Genomic DNA, 22,728 nt, shown 5'->3' on the forward strand with positions numbered 1-22,728 from the left:
TTCCGGGAATGCTCAGCCGACCCCGGGACAATTGCTCCATCCAGCTCGCATACTGGTCTTCATGAACGAAGACGACAGCGCTCGAAGAGAATTCGTCTTCGGGCTGTTCCTGACCACCATCGTCACCCCCCTCCTCGCCGGCCTCACCGCCTTCGCCGCCGTCATCGGCGCGCTCGCCATCCACGAGGCCGCAGGCCGCCTCCTGGCCTCCCGCCGCGACAAACCGCCCCGCCCATCCGCACCCCACATGGCCACCCCCCGCACCCTCCGCCACACCAACCACCGCCACACCCGCCGCGCCCTCTCCACCCGCCGCCCAGGCGGCGTCCTGCACTGAAGCCAGTACGTACGGCTCGAGCGTGATGCGATCCCGAATCCAGTTGTTTTCGCCCTCGTATACCCCTCATATCTGTAGTCGTGCCGCATTACCCAATCCTCTTTCTCGACATCGACGGACCACTACTGCCGTTCGGCGGACCGCCCGGGAATGACGCACCGACCGGGCAGGACGGGACCAACCCGCTGGTGACACGACTCGATCCGGCACTCGGGCCGCTGCTGTCCGCACTCCCCTGCGAATTGGTGTGGGCGACGACGTGGACGCACGAGGCCAACCGGGTCGTCGGTCCGCTGCTGGGATTGCCGGACCTGGCGGTGGTGGAATGGCCGGAACGGGCGGATGAGCAGGTCGACGAGTGGTTCGGACTGCACTGGAAGACGCGGACGGTGGTCGAGTGGGCGGCGGGACGGCCTTTCATCTGGGTCGACGACGAGATTCGGGACCACGACCGGGAGTGGGTGTCGGCGCAGCACGGCAGATCGGCTCTCCTGTACCGCGTGGACCCTCGGACAGGGCTGCGGCGCAAGGACTTCGCTGTATTCACCGAGTGGGTCAATGGTGGTTTCAGGTCACAGTGACCACACGTGTGAGGACGTGAGTACGGGGCTGTCAATTCGGCTCGGAACTCGCTCATGCGGGCGATTGAACCGACTCGGGGGCCGGCGCGTATTCCTCGGTGGGACGGGAAGACACGTTGTTTCATCAACCGGCTTCATCACACGAAGTGGGACGTCATGACCACCAACGTCACCGATAGCAACGTCAAGAAGGATCCGGGCAAGAATATCGATTCCATTGGGGTCGATGTGGGGCTGCTGGTGTTACGTGTGTTCTTCGGCGGGTTGTTGTTCGTGCACGGCAGCCAGAAACTGTTCGGCTGGTTCAATGGCGAGGGCTGGCACCAGACCACCGCGGGGTTCGAGAAGCTCGGGTATCACCCTGGCAAGGTGTTCGGCACGCTGGCGGGGCTGTGTGAATTCACCGGCGGCGCGCTGCTGTTCCTCGGGCTGTTCACGCCGCTCGCGGCGGCGATCGCCATCGGCACCATGATCAATGCGATGAATGTGAACTGGCATCACGGGCTGATGGGCTACGAGAGTGCCCTGCTGTTCGCCGTGGCCGCGCTGACGCTGGCGATCGCCGGGCCGGGCCGATTCTCCCTCGACCACAACCGGCCATGGGCACGCCACGGCGTCCTATGGGGCGCCGCCGCCCTCACCCTCGCCGTGGTGGCCGCGGTGATCACCCTGGTCATCAAGTGGTCGGGATAGACGCCGAGTTCTCAGATCGAGCCAAAAGCGCAGTCAGGCATCGAATCCATTGGCGGCCAGTTCGGATTTCACCACCGAGTAGGCGGTGGATTGGCTGAAACCGCGGCGGGCCAGGAGACCGACCAGACGGCGGATGGCTTTGTCGCGGTCCAAGCCTCGGGGCAGGGTGCGGAGTTTGGCGCGCACCAGTTCGGCGGCACGATCCTGCTCGTCTTCCGGCGAGTCGGTCTCTGACGCCGACTCTTCGGAGTCGCTTTCACCGAGGGCGCGACCGCCCAGCACGGTCCTGCCGCGCGGCCCGGCCTTCGCGCGACGCATCGGCGATGAGGCCATATGGTCGGAGTTGTTCTCGTCCTGGCTGTCGGAGTTCTGCTCACGATGAGCGTCGATCCGCTCGCTCATGTGAAGTGCGCCCAACGCTGCAAGCTCCGCCGCCACCACCTGATACGCGGTGGCGGGACTGTAGCCGCGACGCGCCAGCAGGCCGACCAGCCGGCGGGTGGCCGTGTCGCGGTCGAGTCCGGGCGACAAGGTACGGAGCTTGGTACGGACCAATTCGGCCGCGGAATCGGTGTCGTCAGCGGCGAATTCGCGGCGGGATGCGGTGGGCTTCGCACGCGCTGCAGGGGCGGACGGAGCGGGCGCGGGCGGTGTCCGGGTATCGGATGGCTGTTCCTGGGCGCGTCGGGTCGCGAGCGCGGCGAGTTCGCCTGTCACCACCTCGTAGGCTGTGCCCGGAGTGTAGCCGCGGCGCGCGAGCATGGCGACCAGGCGACTGATCGCCTTGTCGCGGTCCAGGTCCGGGGACAGCGTGGTCAATTTCCGCCGCACCAGCTCTCCGGCGCGGGTATTCTCGTCCTCCGCGGTCACCGACTCGAGCGCCGGTTCGGCGTCCTCCGGCGCAATGCCCTTGCGCCGCAATTCCTCGGCGAGAACCTTCTTGCCCCTACCAGAGTAGGTGTGCCGTGACCGCACCCACTGCTGCGCGAACGCCGCATCATCGATCAGCCCGACCTCGGTCAGCCGATCCAGCACCCGCTTCGCCACGGCAGCAGTGAAACCCCGATCCGCCAACCGATCCGCCAACTCGGCCCGGCTCCGGGCCCGATCGGTCAGCAACCGAAGACACACGTCCTTCGCCTGTGCCTCGGTCCCCCCGGCACCGACCGATCCCGCCGGCTCCCCTCCGGATTCCGAACGCCCACGACCACGTCCACGCCGCCGCCCACCCCGACCGAACTCCTCCCCCCGATCAGCCGAGACTTCCGAACCGACATCGGCCGAATTACCACGACCGCCGTCGTCCCCACCCCTTGACTCATCTCCACGTCTCGGCTCGTCCCCGCCGGTCGACTCGTCCCCGCCACGTCGCCGCCGGGCCCGACGACCTCGCCGATCCGATTGCGCGCCACTTCGTTCCGAGAAATCTGCTCCACGACCCGCGCCGCCTACCGCGTCCCCCCGCCTCGAGAGCTCATTCAACTCACCCAACTCGCCGTAGGAGTCCGTAGACACCCGCTCGACCGAAGTTGAGCCGGACCCGCGAGTATTTCGACGACCGTGCTTCTCCGTACTCGCCCCGCTCGCTGCCGCTTTCGCAGCCACGACCGCATTCGCCTCGGCCAACGCTGCCCGCGCGGCCGCCAGCCTGTCTCTCGGAGCACCGCCGACCGAGTTCTGGGCCGTACCACCGGCAACCCCCACAGTCGCGGCCGCGCAGTCACCGAGCGGGCGCTGGCGGGAGTCCGACCCGCCGTCGAGCTCGTTTGATCGAGCCCCGCCATTCGCCGCCCGACCGAGACGTGCGGAATCAGCGGCATTCGCCTCGGCCGATTCGGCCCCGGTGGTGTCCCGGCTGGCCGGGGGTGCGATCGGCCCGGTCACCGCATGATCCGAAACAGTTGCGGCCGAAGAGAACCCGTTGCTCGGGCCCTCGATCGCTAGGTCACCTTGGGCAACCGACCCCCGCTGCTGCCACGGCGCGATCGCGCTCTCGGCCGCTTCGGCCGTCTGCGATCGACCGGCATCCTTGGGCTCGACAACCGTCGAGATCGGTTCTGCGGTTGGGCGGTTCGACGCGCCGGAGAGCTCCGGTCGGTGCGATGGGGGCGGTTCGGCGGGGGTGGTCGCGTCGCCGGTGGTGCGCCAGGTGGAGTGATCGGTGTCCGGCGAATTGTCTTCGGGGACAGGGTGATAGGACGCGGCGGGGGTGGATGGACCGTAGTTCCAGGTGCCGACGCCGGCGGCGTAGGGGTCGGCGGAGCCGAAGAGGTCGTGGCCGGGCTCGGGGGTTCGGGGCCTGGGAGCGGTGGGGCGGGACGCGCGGCCGGCGGCTCGGGCGGCGGAGGACTCCAGTTGGCGGCGGAGGCGTTCCACCGCGTCCAGGCGAGCGGGCCCCGGCGAATCAGGCCGGGGCCCTTCGGGTTCCCGAGGGGTCATGGATCAGAAGTCGGCGGGGGCCTCTTCGGCGGTGACGTCCGCGCCGATGCCGAGCTTCTCCTTGATCTTCTTCTCGATCTCGTCGCGGACATCGGTGTTCTCGAGGAGGAACTTGCGGGCGTTCTCCTTGCCCTGGCCGAGCTGGTCGCCCTCGTAGGTGTACCAGGAGCCGGACTTGCGGATGAAGCCCTGATCGACACCCATGTCGATGATCGAGCCTTCCTTGGAGATGCCGATGCCGTAGAGGATGTCGAACTCGGCCTGCTTGAACGGCGGGCTCACCTTGTTCTTGACGACCTTCACGCGGGTGCGGTTACCGACCGCGTCCGAACCGTCCTTGAGGGTCTCGATACGGCGGACGTCCAGGCGGACCGAGGCGTAGAACTTCAGCGCCTTACCACCGGTGGTGGTCTCGGGGGAGCCGAACATGACGCCGATCTTCTCGCGCAGCTGGTTGATGAAGATGGCGGTGGTGCCGGAGTTGTTGAGCGCGCTGGTCATCTTGCGCAGCGCCTGGCTCATCAGGCGGGCCTGCAGACCGACGTGGCTGTCACCCATCTCGCCCTCGATCTCGGCGCGCGGCACCAGGGCGGCGACGGAGTCGATGACGATGATGTCGATGGCGCCGGAACGCACCAGCATGTCGGCGATTTCGAGGGCCTGCTCACCGGTGTCCGGCTGGGAGACCAGCAGCGCGTCGGTGTCGACACCCAGCTTGCGGGCGTAGTCGGGATCCAGCGCGTGCTCGGCGTCGATGAAGGCGGCGACACCGCCGGCGGCCTGCGCGTTGGCGACCGCGTGCAGGGCGACGGTGGTCTTACCCGAGGATTCCGGACCGTAGATCTCGACGATGCGGCCGCGCGGCAGGCCACCCAGGCCCAGCGCCACATCCAGCGCGATGGAGCCGGTCGGAATCACCGAAATGGGCTGACGCGCCTCTTCGCCCAGACGCATGACCGCGCCCTTGCCGAAGCTCTTCTCCACCTGCGCGAGCGCGAGCTCGAGCGCCTTGTCACGATCGAAAGCCTGTGGTGCCATCGTCTGATCCCCTTCTCAACGGGTGTGTCTCATGCTGTGGTTGGCGCCCACGTTAGAGGGCGGCACCGACAAGTTCCGACGACGAGCTTAGACGAACAGATGTTCGATGCAAGCGACGCGCTGGGCGACACGCGAAACACCTGGTGGCAAGCATTCGGCAATCAGGGCAGCACCGCGAGTTTCTGCGCGTCGACCAGCGTCTGCGACTGTTTGAACACCCGCAACGCCGTCGTCACCTCGATATCCCGGATGCCGGGCAACGCACCGAGCCGTTCGGTCACGTAGCGGTACAGATGGGCATTGTCCCGGCAGACCAGCGACGCGGTCAGATTGGCCGGCCCGGTGATCGCCGCCAGGTAGGCGACCTCCGAATGCTCCGAGATGGCCTTGCCCACCTCCTCCAGCCGCGCCGGATCCACCCGCATCCACAGCACCGCGCGACACGTGTAACCCATGAGCTGCAAAGCGAAGTCGAGGTCGAAGTAGAGCACGCCGGACTCGATGAGCTCGCTCATCCGCCGGGCCACCCGGGTCGCGCTCCAGCCGGTGGCGGCCGCCAGCCGCGCGTAGGGCGCGCGCCCGTCCCGAGCCAGGATGGCCATCATCGCCTCGTCCTCGCGCGACAGCGTGACCTGGGTTTCCGGACCCACGGGCTCCCACATCGGCGGCCGCGGGCCGAGTTCGCGCAGCTGCTCCGCGGTGAAGAACCGGTCGTAGCGGGGCCACTCCTCGGGGAACGGAAACTGCCGCATCACCTCGTGCACCGTCAGCCCGACCACCGAACTGGCGCGCGGAATCACGCGCAGCAGCAACTCGTCCCGCCGCTCGATCGACCGCGTGCGGCCCGCGCACATGATCTCGAAACCACTGGTCAGCAGTGATACCCAGCTCAATTCCGGTACCCGCGCGAGAGATTCGGCCAGGGCGACGGCCTTGGCGGGCGTCGAGGTGATGCGCATGACCCAGCGCGGCTGCCCCAGCGGCACCGTGTTCACCTGGCCCGCCACATGAATCATGCCGCGCGAGCGCAGTGACCGATACCGCCGCGCCACCGTCTGCTCGGAGACGCCGAGGATCGCCCCCAGCCGTGCGAACGGGATGCGCGCATCGGTGACCAGACCGTGCACGATCTGTTTGTCGAGCACGTCCAGGACGGAGGAATCATCCAGCTCTTCCTCGAACATAGGAGGAATCTACCGCATCGACGCTGATAGCTAGGTGGATCCAAGCGACTATCTCATGCTTGGAGACGAAATCGTTCGTTCTCTGGAGGTTCTCATGCGGAAGTGGTTGCCCCTCTTCGCCGCGTGCCTGGGCTCACTGATGCTGCTCATCGACGTCACCATCGTGAATGTCGCGCTGCCGGACATCGCCGCCGACCTGGGCACCGGCCTGTCCGGGCTGCAATGGGTCATCGACGGCTACGCGCTGGCGCTGGCCGCACTGCTGCTCATGCTCGGCTCGCTCGCCGACCGGTTCGGCGCGAAACCCACCTATCTGATCGGCCTGGCCCTGTTCGCGGCCGCCAGCCTGGCCTGCGGTGTCGCCGGGTCGGCGGGCGTGCTGGTGGCGGCACGCGCGGCGCAGGGCATCGGCGGCGCGGCCATGCTGGCCACCACGCTGTCGCTGCTGCACGCCACGTACACCGGTCGTGATCGCGGCATCGCCTTCAGCGCGTGGGGCGCGGTGTCGGGTGCGGCGGCCGGTATCGGCGTGGTGCTGGGCGGCGTGCTGACCGATCTGCTGTCGTGGCGGTGGATCTTCTTCGTCAACCTGCCGATCGCCGCGATCGCGATCGTGTTGTCCGCCTTGGCGTTCGGGCCGTCGCCGCGGCACGCGGACCGGCGCATCGATATCGGCGGGATGCTGAGCTTCACCGTCGCGGCGACAGCCGTCACCTACGGCATCATCCGGGGCGGCGAGCACGGCTGGGGTGATCGCGGGGCGGCGGTGGCACTGATCGCCGGCGCGTTCTCGCTGATCGCGTTCATCGTGCTCGAATCCCGCAGTGCGGCACCGATGTTGCCGCTGCCCCTGCTGCGCAGCGCGGGCTTCACCGCAACGCTGATCGCCGCGGTCGGCATGAGCTTCGCCGCCTTCGCGTCCAGCCCGCTGGTGTCGCTGTGGCTGCAGCAGTACCTGCACCTGACCCCGCTGCGGGCCGGGTTGTCGATGCTGCCGATGTCGGTGTGCGCCTTCCTGACCTCGGGCATCTTCGGCCGGTTCCTGCACGAGGTGGCTCCGAAGTGGACGATCGGCGGCGGCCTGCTGGCGATCGGCGCGGGCAGCTCTCTGCTGACCCTCATCGACTCCGGATCCTCCTGGACCGCCGCCATTCCCGGCTTCCTGGTGATCGGTGTCGGCGTGGGCGTGATGGCTCCGCCGCTGATAGCGGTAGGCATGGCGGCGGTCCCGCCGCGTCAGAGCGGCACCGCCGCCGGTGCGATCAACACCGCGCGGCAGCTGGGCCTGGCACTGGGTGTCGCGGTGCTGGGCACCGTCTTCCGCAACACGAGCGATGCGCATCCGATGACTCACGGCTTCGTGAACGGCCTGAACTCGGCGACGCTCACTGCGGGCATCTTCGGAATCGTCTCAGCCGCAGCGGTTTTCGCCCTCTACACCCGCGCCTCCCGCCCCACCCCCGAGACCCCGGTCCTCGCCCCGCCCGAGCCCGCGGCGGTCGCCTGACCGGCAGATCAAGATCAGGGAGCTCTCACGGTGGAATTCGCCCGAATTCCCGCAGCGAGAGCTCCCTGATCTTGTTGTCACCGAAGGGGGAAGCCCAGGGCGTCCTCGTCGGGGGTGCGGGGGCCGAAGATGCGGCGGTCGGACTCGGCGATGGGGACGTCGTTGATGCTGGCCTCGCGGCGGGACATGCGGCCGTCGGGAGCGAATTCCCAGAGTTCGTTGCCGTAGCTGCGGTGCCACTGGCCCTCGTCGTCGTGCCATTCGTATTGGAAGCGGACGGCGATGCGATTCTCGGTGAAGGACCACAGGTCCTTGCGCAGGGCGTAGCCGTTCTCCTTGGCCCACTTGCGCTTCAGGAAATCGACGATTTCGGCGCGGCCGGTGAGGAATTCGTCGCGGTTACGCCAGACGGAGTCCTCGGTGTACGCCTGGGCGACCGTCTCGGGATCGCGCGTGTTCCAGGCGTTTTCGGCAGCGCGGACTTTGAGTTTGGCGGATTCCAGGTCGAAGGGAGGAAGCGGAGGACGCATGAGGGAGACCTTTCGATTCTGTGCGGGTGGGCTTGGCGCCTTGCCGGTGCGCGGCGTGAGGCGGTGGATGGGTGCAGGACCGCTGGATGCAGGCGGAGTCGATGACCGAGGACGGAGTTGCCAGGCAGCACGGCGGATGCGCACGGTATCGGCTAGGGGTTGGCCGGGGACAGCTCGGGTTCGCTCCAGCGCAAGGGTGTGGCGTTCGTGATTTCGACGACGTCGGTGAGGGTGAAGTCGATGGCGCATTGGGCACCGGCCGTGAAAGCGGCTTCCTCCCAGGTGATCTCGGCGGTCCCGGTGAGTTGCAGGGTGGTGCCGGTACGCCAGTCCGGAATCAGGAGGCCGCAGCGCGGGTCGGCGGCGATATTGCCGAGGGTCATGAACATGGAGTCGCCACGGTAGTCGGGCCAGCGCAGGCGGGTCGGGGAAAGCACCTGCAGGAAGCCGGGATTGCCGCCGCGATGGGACGCGTCGGCATTGCCGTCGATATCGGCGGACGCGATGAAGAACGCGTCGGCGCGGGCGATGAGCTGCCGCTGAGACTCGTCCAGCGCGCTGGTCCGGCGCATCGTGGGAGCCCCGCCCGTCGCCCACTCCTCGATGCCGCGGCGGGAGATGTACTTCGGGCAGTTCGAATACACCTGCTCGGTATCGACGTGCAGCCCGGTCGCGGTGGGTGCGATCACGCCATTGACGCGCATCCGGCGCCGCAATTGCGGCTGCAACGCGATCATGCCGACATGCCGTGCGCCGCGCAGCGATTCGGCGAGCGGGTCACCGGCCACCGGCAATGCCTCGACCTCGATCGCCCGCTCCCCGGAGGCGTACACGAACCCGGGCGGCCCAAGCAACTGGCCCGCCCACATCCGACCACCGTCATCGGCAGCAGCCACCACGATCATCGGCTGCTCCGCCAGGAATTCCGCAGCCGCAGCCGGAATATCAGCGCGAATCATCCGCCCGACCCGCTGAGCAATATCTTCCTGCCCCATACGCCGCTGCACGGCCAATTCCCCAGGGTGATAGCCGATCCCGCTCGCCGCCACGGCACCGCCCTTCGGCATGGCGCCACGGGCAGTCACCGTGTCGGTGGCCGATCCGGGCTCGGAGGCCTGCGTGCCGGGCTCATCTGTGGCCGACGCCTTGCCGCCGTGCTGCGCATCGCGTGTCGAGACGGCGTTCATGTGAGCTCCCATCGGGCCGCCTGCGGAGGTGACCGGTCTTCTCGGGTGAATTCTGGTGCTGGTGGCGGCATTCCGGATCAGAAGAAGCCGCAGGTGGGGGCGGCGCCGGAGGGGGCCGGGGCGTGATCGGCGCCGGAGGGGGCATAGATCTCGAGGCGGATGCCGTCGGGGTCGATGAAGAAGATGCCGCCGGACGAGGCGCCCTCACCATGGGCGACCACGCCGTCGTGGGCGAAGGCGACATTCAGGGCCTTCAGGACGGATTCCACCTCCCGAACCTGGTCGATGGTGTCCACCTGGAACGAGAGATGGTGCAGGCCGGGGGTTTCGGCGGAGAACTCGCCGTCACTCTGCTGCCAGAGGGTCACCTGGAGTTTGCCGTCGCGGCCGAGGAAGGCGAAGCGCTGGGCGCCCTCGCCGCCGGCGCCGAGCTGTTCGAAACCGAGGGCGCCGCGGTAGAAGTCCACCGAGCGGTCGAGGTCGGTGACATTGAGGCCGATGTGCCCGGTGGCGAGAACAGGTGCGGTCATGGGAACCCCTTAGGAAGTTTTAACCATCATAGTTCGTTTGACAGGTTAGAAGCTAGCGGCGGCGAACGCCTGCCGTCAACCCCTATAGTTGATTTTGCTGGTTAGAAAGGAGTCGTCGGGCCGATGCGCGCACTACGGCGGTTACCCTCAGGCGTGCCAGAACCACGCCCCCACCTCGGTGAACCGCTCGCCCTGGACCTGCTCAACACCCGCTGGATCGCGGCGACGGGACCTCAGGACCTGCTCACCGGCGTGTCCGGGCTGAGCAAGTGGCTGGCCGACAACGACCTCGACCTGCCCGCCGACGAGGCGACGCTGCACACGCTCGTGACGACCCGGGAAGCGATCCTGCGCGCGGTACGCGGCGAGACCGCCGACGACCTCAATACCGTCCTGGCGCACGGCCGCATCCGCCGCGCCCTCACCCCGGACGGCCCGGCCGCGCTCCCCGAGGTCGCCGATCCGGCCTGGCTACCCGGCTGGCTCGCCGCCGACAACCTGCTCCACCTGCTGGCGAGCACCCCGAACCGCATCAAGCAGTGCGCGCACCCGCAGTGCATCCTGTACTTCCTGGACACCTCGAAGAACGGCACCCGCCGCTGGCATTCCATGGCGGCCTGCGGCAACCGCGCCAAGGCCACCCGGCACTACGCGAAGAAGACGCAGGCGGAGTAGGCGAACCCGCTGCGGCTCAGAACAATTCGTCGAGCAGGCGGTAGTAGGCCAGCCGCGCCGGATCGGGATCGGGATCGGGATCGGGATCGGGCAGGCCGTAGGCGGCGAAGAAGGCCTCCACCTCGCCGGCGCCGAAATCATCGCCGAGATCCCGTGCGGCCAACGCCAGATCGCGGTAGCGGTCCGCGACCCCCCAGCCGTCCCACATCGATGAGAATCCCGCCCGCCAGCACATTCGGCGGCGTGTAATCACCATGCGCCACAACGAGATCCTCGGCTTCGGGCCGTTCGGCGACCAGCTGTGCGTACATCTGCGCTGCCGTCCGCCCGAGATTGTCCGCATCGAAATCGTCGACGTCGACCAGACCTTCGGCAACCCGCCGAGACGCCTCCGCCAGGGTGATGTCGAGCCGGCCGTCGAACGGACAGCCCGCCACCGGCAGCGCGTGCAACCGCCGCAACGTCTCGCCCATCAACACGCCCGGCGAATCCGGCTGCGCCGAGGCCACACTCGGCACTCCCGCATCGACGAGCACCAGCATGTCGTCCTCGAAAACCGCGATCTCCGGCACCGCCATCGACCGCTCCCGCAGCCACCGATACCGCGGAAACCCCGCCACCGCGACCGCACCACGCTTGACCCAGTACGTTCCATCGGCCCGGACGACCCCGCCACTGCGCCCCTCGTGATCGTCCGACCACACTGGGTTCGGCCCGAGCAGCTCCGCCACGCGCGGCGGTAGCCGCAGCCTCACGCGGATCTGCTCACCATCGCGACTTCGGCACATCGAATTCCGCGCACAGCGCCCGCCACACGTCGCGGGGATCCACCCCCGCCTCGATGGCCTGGGCTCCGGTCCGCCCCATGGACGGCAGTACATGATCGGTCAGCAGCACGTCTCCCCGCGCCGTCCCGAACTCGGTATGCAACAGCTCCTGGAACTCCGTCAACCGCACGGCCGCGAGCCTACGCCACCGCCCCGCACCCGGGCCAAACCCAGCCGCGGCCGCCCATCGCCTCCGACAACCGCCTCGCGGTGTACTACCAACCTGCGTCGCGAGCGAAAGTCAGGCGGCGGGTGGGGATTCGACGGCGGCGTGGCAGATTTCGACCGGGTCGGTGACCACGGTGATGCCGGTGGCGGCGGAGTGGGCGGCGGCGGTGTAGGCGGGGTCGTCGAGGATGCGTTTGACGGCGTCCCGGACGGCTTCGGGGGTGACGGGGCGGACCAGGATCGAACTGCCCTGGCGGGCGGCGCGATTGGCGAGTTCCCACTGGTCGCCGCCGCCGGGGACGGTGACGATGGGGACACCGGCCAGCAGGGATTTGGCGAGCAGGCCGTGGCCGCCGCCGCCGATCACGACCGAGGTGTGGCGCAGGATCTCGTCCTGGCGGCCCAAACCGGCTGTGGCCCAGGGCGGGAGACCGGCGGGCGGGGTGTCGAGCATGGAGACTACGACCCGGACGCCTGCGCCTTCGAGCGCCTCGAGGGCGATGTCGGCCAGGCCCGCCGTACCGGTCTGGGCGGTCGAGGGGGCGACCATGACCAGGGGGGCGTCACCGGGCGGTAGATCCAGGATGTGGTCGGTCGGCTCCCAGAGCAGCGGGCCGACCAGGTGCGCATTGTCCGGCCAGTCGGGGCGCGGCACCTCGAGGGCGGGCAGGGTGGCGACCAGGCGGGCGGTCGGGCCCGGGTCCTCCGGTGGCAGGCCGATACTGGCGCGGGCCTGCTCGCGTTGCAGTTCCCCGCGCCGGATGGCCCGCGACGTCAGCCCGCGCAGGACCGAGTCCCGGGCGCGCCCGCGCATGCCCTCCCCCGCGGCGAGCCCACTCCCGATGGGCGGCAAGCCCTTCGACGGCAGGTACAGCGGGTGCGGCGACAGCTCCACCCAGGGCAGCCGCAGCCGCTCCGCCGCCATCCCGCCCCCGACGGTGAGCACGTCCGACACCACCAGTTCCGGCAACATGGCGCTCAGATCGGGCAGGATCTCGGTCGAAATGTGAGCGGCTCGTTGATGAATCCTGGCGCCCGCGTCACTGTCGTCGTCCTCGGCCCGGGGTGCGAGGCCCTTCAGCCGCCGCACCCCGATCCCGGCCTCCCGGGCCGCGTCGAACCACCGCGGGCTGGTGAACAGCACCGGCTCATCGCCCGCGGCCAGCAACCGCTGACACAACGCCATCGCCGGAAACGCATGCCCCGGATCAGGCCCGGCCACCACCGCTACTCGCACGGCCCCAGGGTGCCACACCCGACCGACGCCCCCGGTACCTTCACCCAACTGTGGTGGCCCGTGTCACTCGACCACCAGCGCGCCCGGCGCTGGGACCGGCCGTCGGGCCCGGCCGCTCAGCCCGCGAAGTGGTAGAGCTCGAAGGTCAGGGCGTGGGCACCGGGGACGCCTTCCTTGGGGCCGGCGGTCATTTCCAGGACGGCGCGGGCCTGGATTTCGGCCGGGTCGGGGCTGAGGGCCTCGAGGTAGCGGCGGTGGGCGGTGAGGGATTCGACGGCGGTCTCGAAGGTGTCGGTGACGTCCAGCCCGTGGCTGCCGTCCGGGACGCCGTAGACGGCGGCCCAGCGTGGCGACCAGGCGGGCAGCTCGGCGAGCTCGGGGTGGATCCATTCGTTGCCGGCGTCGGACACCGCGTCCAGGGCGGCGCGGCCGACGGCGCGGTGGTCGGCGGAGTTGGCGTAGCCGCGGGCCCAGGTGTCGCCGAAGTTGAACAGCACCACCATGTCCGGGCGGTGGCGGCGGATGGCGGCGGCCAGATCCCGGCGCAGGGCCAGAGATTCCTCGATCCGCCCGTCCGGGTGCCCGAGGAATTCCACCTCGCTGACGCCGACGATCTTGGCCGAGGCTCGCTCCTCGTCCTCCCGCAGCGGCCCGCACTCGGCCGGCGGCAGCCCCGCGATGCCCGCCTCGCCACTGCTGACCAGCACGTAGCGAATGTCCTTGCCCTGCCTGGTCCAGCGCGCGACCGCGGCGGCCGCACCGTATTCGATGTCATCGGGATGCGCGGCAATGATGATCCCGCGCTGCCAGTCCTCGGGAAGCTGCTCCATGTCCTGCATTCAACACCAGCCGCCACCGCCCAGACATGGCCGACGCGAACTTCGCACCCCACCGCAACGGCGGGGCGTCACAGCATGGCGAGTACGCCCTCGAAGGCCGCTTCCGCCGCCCCGAGCAGCTTCAGATCCGGGCCCAGACGCGACTTTTCGATGCGAACCCCGCCGAAGGCACGGCTCACCATGCTGCGGCCGTGGACCTGATCGCGGACCTGGGTGATGGCCGGTTCGGGGAGCGCGGTGAAGAGGTCGCCGAGCACCACCAGTTCGGGCCCGAGGATGTTGACGACATTGACCAGGCCCAGGGTCATCCAGTCGAGGTAATCGGCGAGCCTGGTTTCCCAATCACCCTGCAGCTCACGGAGTTCGGCGACGATCGCCCCGCGCGGGCCGTGCTCGGGTATGCCGAGGGCACGGCACAGCGCAGCCTCGCCCACCTCGGTCTCCCAGCAGCCTTCGTTGCCGCAGTAGCATTTTCGCCCACCGGGCCGCACCGTCATGTGGCCGATCTCGCCGAGATACCCCGCGGATCCGCGCAGCAGCTCGCGCTGGGCGATGAGCCCGCCGCCGACCCCGACATCGGCGGAGACGAAGACCGCATCGGCGGCCGCGCGCCCGACACCCCTGACATGCTCTGCGAGCGCACCGAATTCGGCGTCGTTACCGACGGTGACGGGCAGGTCCAGCACCGCGTGCAGCCGCTGACCCAGCGCCACCTCACCCCAGCGCAGGTTGGCGGCATTGTGCACCAGGCCGTCCGCGCGCCGCACCACACCGGGAACGCACACGCCCGCCGCCACCGGGCGCAGGCCCAGATCCTCCGCGAGCATGGCCGCCGATTCCGCGACGTGGGTGATCACCTCGTCCGGTTCCCGTTGCCGCCCACGCAGATTCCAGCTGTTGCGTCCCATGACCTGCCCGCCGAAGCCGACCAGCGCGATCCCCACGTGCTCGACCTGCACATCGACCGCCAGCACCACCGCCGCCTGCGGTTGCGGCAGCACCAGCAGCGAGGGCCGTCCGGCGCCGCGCGCCAGCCGCGGCACCTTCTCCTCCACCACCCCGTCCTCGGCGAGCCCGTCGACCAGCATCTTGATGGTGGACCGATTGAGCCCGAGCTCGACCGCCAGCGCCGCCCGGGTGGCGGGGCCTCCGATGTGTAGCAGCCGCAGGAGGCTCGACCGGTTGAACCGGCGCACCTCGTCCGGTCGGGCGACGGTCATGGACTCGGTAATACCATTGCGCGGCTCAACGGCCCGTTATCGCCACGCGGCGTCTCGAGAGCGCGTCGACGGTGGCGGCGAGCAGCAGCACCAGCCCGGTCACGATGGACACCACCGCCGCGGGCTGCCGCAGCAGGCCCAGCCCGTTCGACACCACGGCCAGCACCGCGCCACCGATCACCGCGTCGGCCACCCGGCCCCGGCCGCCGAACAGGGACGTGCCGCCGATCACGGCCGCGCCGACCGCGAACAGCAGGGTGTTGAGCCCGCCCGCCTGCGGATCGACCGAGCCGACCTTCGAGGAGTAGACGATGGCGCCGACCGCTGCGCAGGCCGAGCAGATGACGAAAACGCTTGCCCGCAACTGGGTTACGTTGATGCCCGCGCGCCGGGCCGCCTCCAGGTTCCCGCCGACGGCATAGATGTGACGGCCGTAGGTGGTGCGGGTCAGCACATAGGTCCCCGCGACCAGCAGCACCAGCACGATCGGAACCACATACGGCACACCGGAGATCACGATCAGCTTGCTGGGTGAACGATTCACGGTGAGCAGCGCCGTCACCACGATCGCGAAACCGCTGAGCGCCACCACTTTCGCGACCACCAGCGGCGTCGGCGACGTGACCAGCCCGCGACGCCGGCGCCGCAGATGCCCGCCCAGCGTGACCGCCGCATAGCCACCGGCCGCCACCACGCACAGGACCCAGCTCCCGGCCGTGGACAGATTCCCGTTCGCCACCGCATTGAGCACGTGCGACGAACTGATCCCCAGCACCCCGCCCTCGCCGATGAGCTGCAGGATCACCCCCTGCCACGCCAGGAACAGCGCCAGCGTCACCACGAACGACGGCATCCCGATCTTCGCGATCAGGAACCCGGTGATGCATCCGATGGCCGCGCCAACACACACCGCGAGCAACATCTCGATCCACGGATTCGCCTGAAAACCGATGACCGTCAGCACGATCCCCAGCACCGAGAACACCACCCCCGGCCAGATCCGCAGCAGCCCCGCCAGGATCGCGGCCAGCACCAGCATGGCGTTGAACACGAAGAACACCGTGGATCCCATGCCGGTCAACAGGTTCCCGTTGTCGACGTAGTGCATGGCCAGCACCGCCCCCGCCACCCCGGACGCCGTGCCCGCCGACAGATCGATCTCCCCGATCAGTAGCACGAACACGATCCCGATGGCGATGATGGTCTGCCCCGCCCCCTGCGCCAGCAGGTTCGCAATATTGTTGAGCGAGAAGAACACATCCGACATCAGCGAGAACAACACCACCAGCGCGATCAGACCCAGGATCGCAGGCAGGGACCCGATATCCCCGGCGCGCAGCCGGGCCGCGTAGTCGCGCACGGCTTCTCGCGTCGACCGGGTCGTGGTGTCGATCCCGAAGTCGGTGATGGCAGTACCCGGTTCGGCCGCCGCCGATTCCGAAACATTGGTCATAGCAGTGGCTTCCTCACAGCACCGCGGCTTCCGGCCGCGCCAAGCCCAGATCGCCGGAACGCCCGGCGGTGATCAACTCCACCACCTGGCCGGTGGTGACATCGGCGGTCCGCACCTGCGCGGCCATCCGGCCCAGGTACAGCACCGCGATCCGATCGGCGACCTCGAACACGTCGGCCAGGTTGTGGCTGATCAGCACCACCCCCAGCCCCTGTTCGGCCAGCCGCCGCACCAGATCCAGCACCTGCCGGGTCTGCGCCACCCCGAGCGCCGCGGTGGGTTCGTCCAGCAGCACCAGATTGCTGTTCCACAGCACGGCTTTCGCAATGGCCACGGTCTGGCGTTGCCCGCCAGACAGGGCTGCGACCGGGGTGCGCACCGATTTCACGGTGCGCACCCCCAACGAGGCCAGGGTGCGCCGCGCCGCCTCCTCCATGCTCGCCTCGTCCAGCAGCCACGGCTTGCCGCGCTCCCGGCCGAGGAACATATTGGCCACGATGTCGAGATTGTCGGCCAGGGCCAGGTCCTGGTAGACGACCTCGATGCCGAGCGCCGCCGCATCCTTGGCGCCACGCAGGTGTACGGGTTCGCCACGGAATCGCACCTCGCCGGAGTCGGCGGCGTGGATTCCGGCAACACATTTCACCAGCGTGGATTTGCCCGCGCCATTGTCGCCGACGAGTGCGGTGACCTCTCCCGCCGGCACGGTGAGGTCCACGTCGTGCAGCACGTGCACCGGTCCGAAACTCTTGTTCAGGCCGGTGATCTGGAGCAGCGGCTCACTCATGTCTCTCGATCCTCAGGCGATGCCGAGTTCGGTGCAGGCGGACTTCACGTCGCCCGAGCAGACGTCGGAGGCCTTCACGAAGCCCGAGTCCACCACCTGCTTGACCTCTGCCCTGGTGATCAACTGCGGTTGCAGCAGCACCGATTTCACGTCGCGCTTGCCCTTGGGATCCTGACTCACGCCCTGCGCCAGGGCATCCGCGGCGGCCTTGTCGCCCTTGGCCAGGGCCACAGCGAGTTTCGCGGCGTTCTCGGCCTCCTCCTTGATGGGCTTGAACACGGTCATGTACTGGTCCCCGCGCAGCACCGCCTTGAGGCCGTCCACGGTGGCGTCCTGACCGGTCACCGGCACCTTGCCATTGAGGCCGTTCTTCTTCAGCACCGTGATCACCGCACCGGCCAGGCCGTCATTGGCGGCGACCACGCCGTCGACCTTGCCGTTGGCGCCGGTGAGGATCTGCTCGAAGGTGGTGCCGCCCTTCTGGTTGTTCCAGTCGTCGATGGCCTGGCTGCGCACCAGCTTCAGCGCGCCCGAATCGTAGAGGGGCTGGAGCACCTGCTCCTGGCCCTGGTGGAACAGGGTGGCGTTGTTGTCGGTCGGCGCGCCCTCGATCTCGACGACCTGCGCGCCCGGCTTGTCCTTCAGCGCGGTGGCCAGCCCCTGGCCCTGCAGGGCACCGACCTTCACATTGTCGAAAGACACGTAGTAGTCGGAGGATCCGCCGAGGTTGAGGCGGTCGTAGTCGATGGTCGGAATCCCGGCCTGTTTGGCCTTGGCCGCGACCGCGCTGCCCACCTCGCTGTTGATGGAGGCGATGAGCAGCACCTTCACGCCCTTGGCGATCATGCCGTCGGCCAGGCTGGAGAACTTCTGGACATCGCCCTGCGCGTTCTGCACATCGGCGTCGAATCCGGCCTCGTTCAAGGCTTTCTGCAGCAGCGGCTTGTCGAAGGATTCCCAGCGGGCCGAGGTGGCGGTCTCGGGGAGAATGACCCCGACCGTCCCATTGGCGCCGCCGCCCGACGGCGCGCTCGACGAGGAGGTCGTGCTGCTGGAATTGGATCCGCAGGCGGTGAGGGTGAGCAGGCCGGACAGTGCGAGCGCGGCGGCGGCATAACCCCGTCGGCGTCCGGACTTCGTCGGCGGGAGCGCGCTTTTCGTCCTCATCAGGGTGACCTTTCACGCGGCGGTCGCTGGGTTGCGACAGCACACACGGCATATGTTGTGGGCAACAACATATGCCGTGTGAGTCACTCATATGGGACGTTTCGCCAAATCGATGCTGCCCGGTTCAGGGCAGCAGGATCACCTTTCCACCCGCGTGCCCCTCGATGACGAGCTCGTGCGCCGCGGCCGCCTCCGACAGGGGGAACGTCTTGGCGATCGCCAGATCCAGCTTGCCCGTGGACAATAGCGGCAACAACTCACGCCAGGCATTGCCGCGGATCTCGGTGCCCGGATCGGCCCCGGGACCCATACCCAGGGCCTTGAACCCCTCCGCGGCCGCCCGATCGAACGCCACGATGGTCGCGATCCGGCTCCGGTCGGCCACCAGTTCCAGGGAGACGTCGATCGCCTCCTCGGTGGCCACCGTGTCGAGGGCGACATCGATTCCGTTGGGGGCCAACGCCTTGACGCGATCAGCCAGTCCTGGGCCGTACGCGACCGGCTCGACACCGTAGGCGCGCAAGCGTTCATGCCGGCTCGGCGAGGCCGTGCCGATCACCCGCGCGCCCCGCGCCACCGCCAATTGCGCGGCCAGCGCGCCGACGCTGCCCGCGGCACCGTGGATCAGCACGGTGTCCCCCGGCCCGACGCCGGTCGCGGCGAGTAGATGCACCGCGGTCCCGCCGACACTGAGCACCCCGGCCGCATGCTTCCAGTCCACATCGGCGGGTTTGGGCACGACCCGGGCGGCCGGCACGGTGACGGCGGTGACGTAGCCGCCGCCCACCGTCGCGATCACCTCGTCGCCGACCGAGATCGGCCCGGCCGGTCCCTCGGCGTCGGGACCCACCGCGGTGACCACTCCGGCCACCTCCAGGCCCAGCCGGATGGGCAATTTGCTGGGATCGGTGCCGAACGCACCGCTGTAGAGCTTGTAGTCGAAGGGATTCACCCCGGCGGCCCGCACCGCGATGCTGACCTCACCCGGCCCCGGCTCGGGCACCTCGACCTCGACCAGCGACAAGACTTCCGGTCCACCGTAAGCGGTGGCAACGACAGCAGTAGCCATCCCGCGATCATACGAAAAAAGACCGCCCGTCCCCGCTACCCGGGGCCGGACGGTCCGAAAGTTTCGACCGATCAGAACTTGCTCAGCGGCGACTTGTCCTTCGAGCCCGACACCGCCTTGTACAGCACGTACAGACCGAAGACGATGGCGCTCACCAGCAGAATCGGGAACAGTGCCTTGATCAGCCACCCGAGCACTGCGAAGGCGATCCACACGAGGACGACGACGCCGAGAATCTTCCAGAACATTACTGACCTCCCTAGTCTCCGAACCGCCGTCCGCGCGATCCGACACCATCCATACTGCGTCGCCCGCCTGTGAAAATCACCAGGTCAGCAGTGAAATCCGGGACAGATCAGGGTTCTCCCCGAGTCCCCCGCCCGAGGCGGCAGGCCGCGTTCGCCAGGGCCGCAGCCCGCCGACCTGCAACAGCCCGAGCCACGCCCCGGGAAAGCCCGGTTCGCAGCGATACGGACAGGTCAGGGATTGGCGCGGAAGCGCTGATCGGCCAGATCGGTGAGGGCCTGGGCCCAGCCGTCGAGGCGGTCGGCGGCGTCGCGCAGGCCGACCATGGCCCAGCCGAGATCGTCGGCGATGGCCGCGCTCTCGGGGACCGCCAGCACCCGGGCCGCGGCCGCGACCATGCCCTCGTATTCGACGACTCCGCCGTCAAGGCGGATGGAAACGGCCTGAACGTGCTCGCCCAGTGGCGAATTCGCGCCGAGCGCACCGGCGGCCCGCTCCATGGCGACCACATCCTGTGCCAGCGCGTGCAGTGCGGCGGCCCCGGACGCGGCTGTTTCCAGGGTGTCGTTGAGATCGTCCTCGGGAAGCCGGCCCGTCCGCGCGATCTGCGAGTGCAGCCCGTGCAGCGCCCGCTCGGCCCGGACCAATCGGGCGATCGACGCTCGCGCCGCGGACCGGATCGGCGGCAGCTTCCGAGGCACGAAAGCCGCCTGCGGCAACGGCTCCCGGCGCATCTCCAGATATCGCCGGGCCGTCACCGCGGTCCCGGTGACCAGCGCGACCGCACCACCACCGACCACGACCACCGCCCAGGCCGGTGCCGAAATCAGCACCAGTCCAACGGTTCCGGCCGTCGTCAACCCCGAAGCCGTTCCCAGCCGGAAACTCCGACGCCGTGCCCGCCGCCGCTTCCGCAGCTCACGCTCCCGCGGATCCGCCCATTTCCGCACGGCCACCAATGCCTGCTCCCCTACACCCCGCAACGTATCCGGCAGCCGCTGCGCCAACTCCTCGGGTTCGAACCCGGTGGGCGCCAACACTTCTCGCACCGCCTCGGTGGCCCGCTCCCGCCGCGCCCGCTTCCGCCGGCCGCCACCCGCAGCACCGGCGGGGTTACCTGCGCGGGCGCCGCGTCCGGACACGGGTTGCGAGCGAAGCGGTGGCTGCACCATGGATTCACGCGGCGCGTGACCAGCACCCAGTGGCGATCCGCGGTCGATTCGCGGCGGCGCGGATGGCTGCGGCACCGGCGTAGCGGGCGCCGAGTGATCAGTGAACCCGGCCGAATGGGGCGAGTGGTGCTCCGGCGCTGACGAAATACTCGCTGCCGGTGTGGAAGCCGTTTCAGGCCCGGCGGTTTCGGAGTGCGCCGGAGGCTGCGCGGTTGCGGGCGGCGGGAACAGGGAGGGGAAACCCGGGATGAGGTCGGCGGTTCTGGTGCGGGTGCGGCGCAGAAAACGGGCAGGGGAGGTCGCGGGACTGTTGTCGGCCCGCGATCTCCCCATCGTGCACTACCTTTCGCGCAGCAGTTACTGCTGGGCGGCCTGGCCCTTGTTGAAGTTGGGCTGGGCGGCCGGCTGCGCGGGCTGGCCCTGCGGGATCTGCTGCTGAGTGCCACCGGCGGGCAGCGAGTCGCCGCGCATTGAGGCGCGGATCTGCTCGAGGCGGTTGTGGCCCGCCATCTGGACGCTGGCCTGCTGGACCTCAAGCATGCGGCCCTGGACCGAGTTGCCCGCCAGCTCGGCGGCACCGAGCGCGTTGGCGTAGCGGCGTTCGATCTTCTCGCGCACCGCGTCCAGGCTGGGGACGGCGCCGGGGGCCGACAGGGTGGAGTCCATCTGCTGCAGCGAGGCCGAGACCTGCTCCTGCATCTTGGCCTGCTCCAGCTGCGAGAGCAGCTTGGTGCGCTCGGCGACCTTCTGCTGCAGCAGCATGGCGTTCTGCTCGACCGCCTTCTTGGCCTGCGCGGCGGCCTGCAGCGACTGGTCGTGCAGCACCTTCAGGTCCTCGACGGACTGTTCGGCGGTCACCAGCTGGGCGGCGAAAGCCTCAGCGGCATTGGTGTATTGGATGGCCTTCTCGGTGTCACCGGCACCGCTGGCCTGGTCGGCCAGCATAACCGCCTGGCGCGCATTGGCATTGAGCTTCTCGACCTCGTCCAGCTGGCGGTTGAGCTTCATCTCCAGCTGGCGCTGGTTGCCGATCACCGAAGCGGCCTGCTGCGACAGGGCCTGATGCTGGCGCTGGGCTTCCTCGATGGCCTGCTGGATCTGAACCTTCGGATCCGCATGCTCCTCGATCTTCGAATCGAAGAGGGCCATCAGGTACTTCCAGGCCTTCACGAACGGATTAGCCATCGATTGATCCCGCCTCCATATGACGTGCCGCGCCCGGTAGCGCGACAGTAGTGCGCGACCGTCGCGCACCCCTGTTGTCCCATATCTCCACTGTGCAACGGCCGTTCCGGAGATTTCGGCAACAGCACGACGCCTCCGGCACGAAGCCTACAGAGAATTTATCCCTTTCGGCTCCACAGCACAGTGATCACTTGGCAGCCACCAGCACCAGACGATCCGACTTCGGGGCCGGAATCACAATGCGGGGGCCGAAAGTTCCATCCGCGGCCAGGGCACCGTCGCCGTCGCCACCCCTCGGGGTAACCTTCGCGGCCACCTTGGCGAGCCCGGCTTTGGCGGGCACTTTGCCGGCTCCCACCCCCGCGGTGGCCTTGTCGGCGGCCAGCGCGGTGGCCTTGTCGGCGTCGGCCATGGTGGAACTCACGTCGAAGAGCACCTGCGCCAGTGGCACGTCCAGCGCCTGGCAGATGGCGGCCAGCAGTTCACTGGACGCCTCCTTGCGGCCGCGCTCGACCTCGGACAGGTACCCCAGACTCACGCGCGCGGAGGTGGAGACCTCACGCAGCGTCCGGCTCTGGGCAACCCGAGCGCGCCGCAGGCTTTCCCCGATGGCTTCTCGCAGCAGCGTCATCTCGTTCTCCTCACACTCGTCTCGCC

Annotated in this window: 25 protein-coding genes and 1 pseudogene; 5 read left to right on the forward strand and 21 right to left on the reverse strand. The window is 68.7% G+C overall.

Annotated features, from left to right (window positions below):
- Positions 1-61: 61 nt before the first annotated feature.
- From ACFXN1_RS18510 to ACFXN1_RS18520, 3 genes are all read left to right on the forward strand, one after another.
- Complete coding sequence (locus ACFXN1_RS18510; protein WP_379383934.1) at positions 62-337, forward strand: hypothetical protein; 276 nt, start codon at positions 62-64, stop codon at positions 335-337.
- A gap of 80 nt (positions 338-417) precedes the next feature.
- The gene (locus ACFXN1_RS18515; protein WP_379398691.1) at positions 418-918 is read left to right on the forward strand and encodes an HAD domain-containing protein; all 501 of its coding nucleotides are present in this window, start codon (positions 418-420) and stop codon (positions 916-918) included.
- 156 nt (positions 919-1,074) lie between these two features.
- Entirely contained in the window at positions 1,075-1,611 is a 537-nt protein-coding gene (locus ACFXN1_RS18520) for a DoxX family protein (RefSeq protein ID WP_379438807.1), read from the forward strand.
- A gap of 33 nt (positions 1,612-1,644) precedes the next feature.
- Here ACFXN1_RS18520 and ACFXN1_RS18525 read toward each other — a convergent pair whose 3' ends face one another.
- The 4 genes and pseudogenes from ACFXN1_RS18525 to ACFXN1_RS18540 all read right to left on the reverse strand — a co-directional run bounded on the left by ACFXN1_RS18525 (position 1,645) and on the right by ACFXN1_RS18540 (position 6,272).
- Positions 1,645-2,013, reverse strand: coding sequence for a hypothetical protein (locus ACFXN1_RS18525; RefSeq protein WP_379463637.1), 369 nt, complete (start codon positions 2,011-2,013; stop codon positions 1,645-1,647).
- A gap of 279 nt (positions 2,014-2,292) precedes the next feature.
- A pseudogene (gene recX, locus ACFXN1_RS18530) lies at positions 2,293-2,808 on the reverse strand (recombination regulator RecX); the annotation flags it as partial.
- A gap of 1,245 nt (positions 2,809-4,053) precedes the next feature.
- The gene (gene recA, locus ACFXN1_RS18535; RefSeq protein ID WP_354839607.1) at positions 4,054-5,088 is read right to left on the reverse strand and encodes a recombinase RecA; all 1,035 of its coding nucleotides are present in this window, start codon (positions 5,086-5,088) and stop codon (positions 4,054-4,056) included.
- Between the two features lie 161 nt (positions 5,089-5,249).
- Complete coding sequence (locus ACFXN1_RS18540; RefSeq protein WP_364615129.1) at positions 5,250-6,272, reverse strand: Lrp/AsnC family transcriptional regulator; 1,023 nt, start codon at positions 6,270-6,272, stop codon at positions 5,250-5,252.
- Positions 6,273-6,366: 94 nt separating this feature from the next.
- Between ACFXN1_RS18540 and ACFXN1_RS18545 the strand changes: the two genes are divergently transcribed.
- Positions 6,367-7,779, forward strand: coding sequence for a DHA2 family efflux MFS transporter permease subunit (locus tag ACFXN1_RS18545; protein ID WP_379438806.1), 1,413 nt, complete (start codon positions 6,367-6,369; stop codon positions 7,777-7,779).
- Positions 7,780-7,856: 77 nt separating this feature from the next.
- Here the strand turns inward: ACFXN1_RS18545 and ACFXN1_RS18550 are convergent, their stop codons facing one another.
- From ACFXN1_RS18550 to ACFXN1_RS18560, 3 genes are all read right to left on the reverse strand, one after another.
- Complete coding sequence (locus tag ACFXN1_RS18550) at positions 7,857-8,309, reverse strand: nuclear transport factor 2 family protein (protein WP_379398685.1); 453 nt, start codon at positions 8,307-8,309, stop codon at positions 7,857-7,859.
- A gap of 152 nt (positions 8,310-8,461) precedes the next feature.
- Positions 8,462-9,343 (reverse strand): pyridoxamine 5'-phosphate oxidase family protein, encoded by an 882-nt coding sequence (locus ACFXN1_RS18555; protein WP_379438870.1) that lies wholly within the window; start codon positions 9,341-9,343, stop codon positions 8,462-8,464.
- A gap of 230 nt (positions 9,344-9,573) precedes the next feature.
- The gene (locus ACFXN1_RS18560; protein WP_379438805.1) at positions 9,574-10,026 is read right to left on the reverse strand and encodes a VOC family protein; all 453 of its coding nucleotides are present in this window, start codon (positions 10,024-10,026) and stop codon (positions 9,574-9,576) included.
- 153 nt (positions 10,027-10,179) lie between these two features.
- Here ACFXN1_RS18560 and ACFXN1_RS18565 point away from each other — a divergent pair, with 153 nt between their 5' ends.
- Complete coding sequence (locus ACFXN1_RS18565) at positions 10,180-10,701, forward strand: CGNR zinc finger domain-containing protein (RefSeq protein ID WP_379438804.1); 522 nt, start codon at positions 10,180-10,182, stop codon at positions 10,699-10,701.
- A 16-nt stretch (positions 10,702-10,717) separates the two neighbouring features.
- Here the strand turns inward: ACFXN1_RS18565 and ACFXN1_RS18570 are convergent, their stop codons facing one another.
- From ACFXN1_RS18570 to ACFXN1_RS18635, 14 genes are all read right to left on the reverse strand, one after another.
- On the reverse strand, positions 10,718-10,864 hold the full coding sequence (locus tag ACFXN1_RS18570; RefSeq protein ID WP_379438803.1) for a hypothetical protein: 147 nt from the start codon (positions 10,862-10,864) through the stop codon (positions 10,718-10,720).
- Complete coding sequence (locus tag ACFXN1_RS18575) at positions 10,839-11,456, reverse strand: phosphotransferase (protein WP_379438802.1); 618 nt, start codon at positions 11,454-11,456, stop codon at positions 10,839-10,841. Before ACFXN1_RS18575 ends, ACFXN1_RS18570 begins: the two co-directional genes overlap by 26 nt.
- 10 nt (positions 11,457-11,466) lie before the next feature.
- Positions 11,467-11,658 carry a DUF3046 domain-containing protein gene (locus ACFXN1_RS18580; RefSeq protein ID WP_040859434.1) on the reverse strand — a complete coding sequence of 64 codons (192 nt, stop codon included), beginning with the start codon at positions 11,656-11,658 and terminating at the stop codon, positions 11,467-11,469.
- A gap of 111 nt (positions 11,659-11,769) precedes the next feature.
- The gene (locus tag ACFXN1_RS18585) at positions 11,770-12,933 is read right to left on the reverse strand and encodes a glycosyltransferase (protein WP_379438801.1); all 1,164 of its coding nucleotides are present in this window, start codon (positions 12,931-12,933) and stop codon (positions 11,770-11,772) included.
- A 116-nt stretch (positions 12,934-13,049) separates the two neighbouring features.
- Complete coding sequence (locus ACFXN1_RS18590; protein WP_379438800.1) at positions 13,050-13,763, reverse strand: PIG-L deacetylase family protein; 714 nt, start codon at positions 13,761-13,763, stop codon at positions 13,050-13,052.
- A 77-nt stretch (positions 13,764-13,840) separates the two neighbouring features.
- Entirely contained in the window at positions 13,841-14,992 is a 1,152-nt protein-coding gene (locus tag ACFXN1_RS18595) for an ROK family protein (RefSeq protein WP_379438799.1), read from the reverse strand.
- 25 nt (positions 14,993-15,017) lie between these two features.
- On the reverse strand, positions 15,018-16,445 hold the full coding sequence (locus ACFXN1_RS18600; RefSeq protein WP_379438798.1) for a sugar ABC transporter permease: 1,428 nt from the start codon (positions 16,443-16,445) through the stop codon (positions 15,018-15,020).
- Positions 16,446-16,458: 13 nt separating this feature from the next.
- The gene (locus tag ACFXN1_RS18605) at positions 16,459-17,232 is read right to left on the reverse strand and encodes an ATP-binding cassette domain-containing protein (RefSeq protein ID WP_040859440.1); all 774 of its coding nucleotides are present in this window, start codon (positions 17,230-17,232) and stop codon (positions 16,459-16,461) included.
- A gap of 12 nt (positions 17,233-17,244) precedes the next feature.
- Positions 17,245-18,399, reverse strand: a complete 1,155-nt coding sequence (locus ACFXN1_RS18610; protein WP_379438797.1) for a sugar ABC transporter substrate-binding protein — start codon at positions 18,397-18,399, stop codon at positions 17,245-17,247.
- A gap of 124 nt (positions 18,400-18,523) precedes the next feature.
- Complete coding sequence (locus tag ACFXN1_RS18615) at positions 18,524-19,468, reverse strand: zinc-binding alcohol dehydrogenase family protein (protein WP_379438796.1); 945 nt, start codon at positions 19,466-19,468, stop codon at positions 18,524-18,526.
- Positions 19,469-19,539: 71 nt separating this feature from the next.
- Positions 19,540-19,716: a hypothetical protein gene (locus ACFXN1_RS18620; protein WP_379383904.1), complete on the reverse strand. Its 177-nt coding sequence runs from the start codon at positions 19,714-19,716 to the stop codon at positions 19,540-19,542.
- A gap of 231 nt (positions 19,717-19,947) precedes the next feature.
- Positions 19,948-20,856 carry a hypothetical protein gene (locus ACFXN1_RS18625; protein WP_379438795.1) on the reverse strand — a complete coding sequence of 303 codons (909 nt, stop codon included), beginning with the start codon at positions 20,854-20,856 and terminating at the stop codon, positions 19,948-19,950.
- A gap of 387 nt (positions 20,857-21,243) precedes the next feature.
- The gene (pspA, locus tag ACFXN1_RS18630) at positions 21,244-22,071 is read right to left on the reverse strand and encodes a phage shock protein PspA (protein ID WP_379383900.1); all 828 of its coding nucleotides are present in this window, start codon (positions 22,069-22,071) and stop codon (positions 21,244-21,246) included.
- Positions 22,072-22,258: 187 nt separating this feature from the next.
- The gene (locus tag ACFXN1_RS18635) at positions 22,259-22,702 is read right to left on the reverse strand and encodes a helix-turn-helix domain-containing protein (protein ID WP_379398665.1); all 444 of its coding nucleotides are present in this window, start codon (positions 22,700-22,702) and stop codon (positions 22,259-22,261) included.
- Between the last annotated feature and the right edge of the window lie 26 nt (positions 22,703-22,728).

It is taken from the genome of Nocardia sp. NPDC059154 (assembly GCF_042755705.1).
GTDB lineage: Bacteria > Actinomycetota > Actinomycetes > Mycobacteriales > Mycobacteriaceae > Nocardia.

Coding starts and splice junctions, on each gene's coding strand:
- ACFXN1_RS18590 (WP_379438800.1), bottom strand. CDS start 13,763: ATGGAGCAGCTTCCCGAGGACTGGCAGCGCGGGATCATCATTGCCGCG.
- ACFXN1_RS18610 (WP_379438797.1), bottom strand. CDS start 18,399: ATGAGGACGAAAAGCGCGCTCCCGCCGACGAAGTCCGGACGCCGACGG.
- ACFXN1_RS18620 (WP_379383904.1), bottom strand. CDS start 19,716: ATGTTCTGGAAGATTCTCGGCGTCGTCGTCCTCGTGTGGATCGCCTTC.
- ACFXN1_RS18540 (WP_364615129.1), bottom strand. CDS start 6,272: ATGTTCGAGGAAGAGCTGGATGATTCCTCCGTCCTGGACGTGCTCGAC.
- recA (WP_354839607.1), bottom strand. CDS start 5,088: ATGGCACCACAGGCTTTCGATCGTGACAAGGCGCTCGAGCTCGCGCTC.
- ACFXN1_RS18615 (WP_379438796.1), bottom strand. CDS start 19,468: ATGGCTACTGCTGTCGTTGCCACCGCTTACGGTGGACCGGAAGTCTTG.
- ACFXN1_RS18595 (WP_379438799.1), bottom strand. CDS start 14,992: ATGACCGTCGCCCGACCGGACGAGGTGCGCCGGTTCAACCGGTCGAGC.
- ACFXN1_RS18550 (WP_379398685.1), bottom strand. CDS start 8,309: ATGCGTCCTCCGCTTCCTCCCTTCGACCTGGAATCCGCCAAACTCAAA.
- ACFXN1_RS18560 (WP_379438805.1), bottom strand. CDS start 10,026: ATGACCGCACCTGTTCTCGCCACCGGGCACATCGGCCTCAATGTCACC.
- ACFXN1_RS18510 (WP_379383934.1), top strand. CDS start 62: ATGAACGAAGACGACAGCGCTCGAAGAGAATTCGTCTTCGGGCTGTTC.
- ACFXN1_RS18635 (WP_379398665.1), bottom strand. CDS start 22,702: ATGACGCTGCTGCGAGAAGCCATCGGGGAAAGCCTGCGGCGCGCTCGG.
- ACFXN1_RS18525 (WP_379463637.1), bottom strand. CDS start 2,013: ATGAGCGAGCGGATCGACGCTCATCGTGAGCAGAACTCCGACAGCCAG.
- ACFXN1_RS18545 (WP_379438806.1), top strand. CDS start 6,367: ATGCGGAAGTGGTTGCCCCTCTTCGCCGCGTGCCTGGGCTCACTGATG.
- ACFXN1_RS18605 (WP_040859440.1), bottom strand. CDS start 17,232: ATGAGTGAGCCGCTGCTCCAGATCACCGGCCTGAACAAGAGTTTCGGA.
- ACFXN1_RS18600 (WP_379438798.1), bottom strand. CDS start 16,445: ATGACCAATGTTTCGGAATCGGCGGCGGCCGAACCGGGTACTGCCATC.
- ACFXN1_RS18520 (WP_379438807.1), top strand. CDS start 1,075: ATGACCACCAACGTCACCGATAGCAACGTCAAGAAGGATCCGGGCAAG.
- pspA (WP_379383900.1), bottom strand. CDS start 22,071: ATGGCTAATCCGTTCGTGAAGGCCTGGAAGTACCTGATGGCCCTCTTC.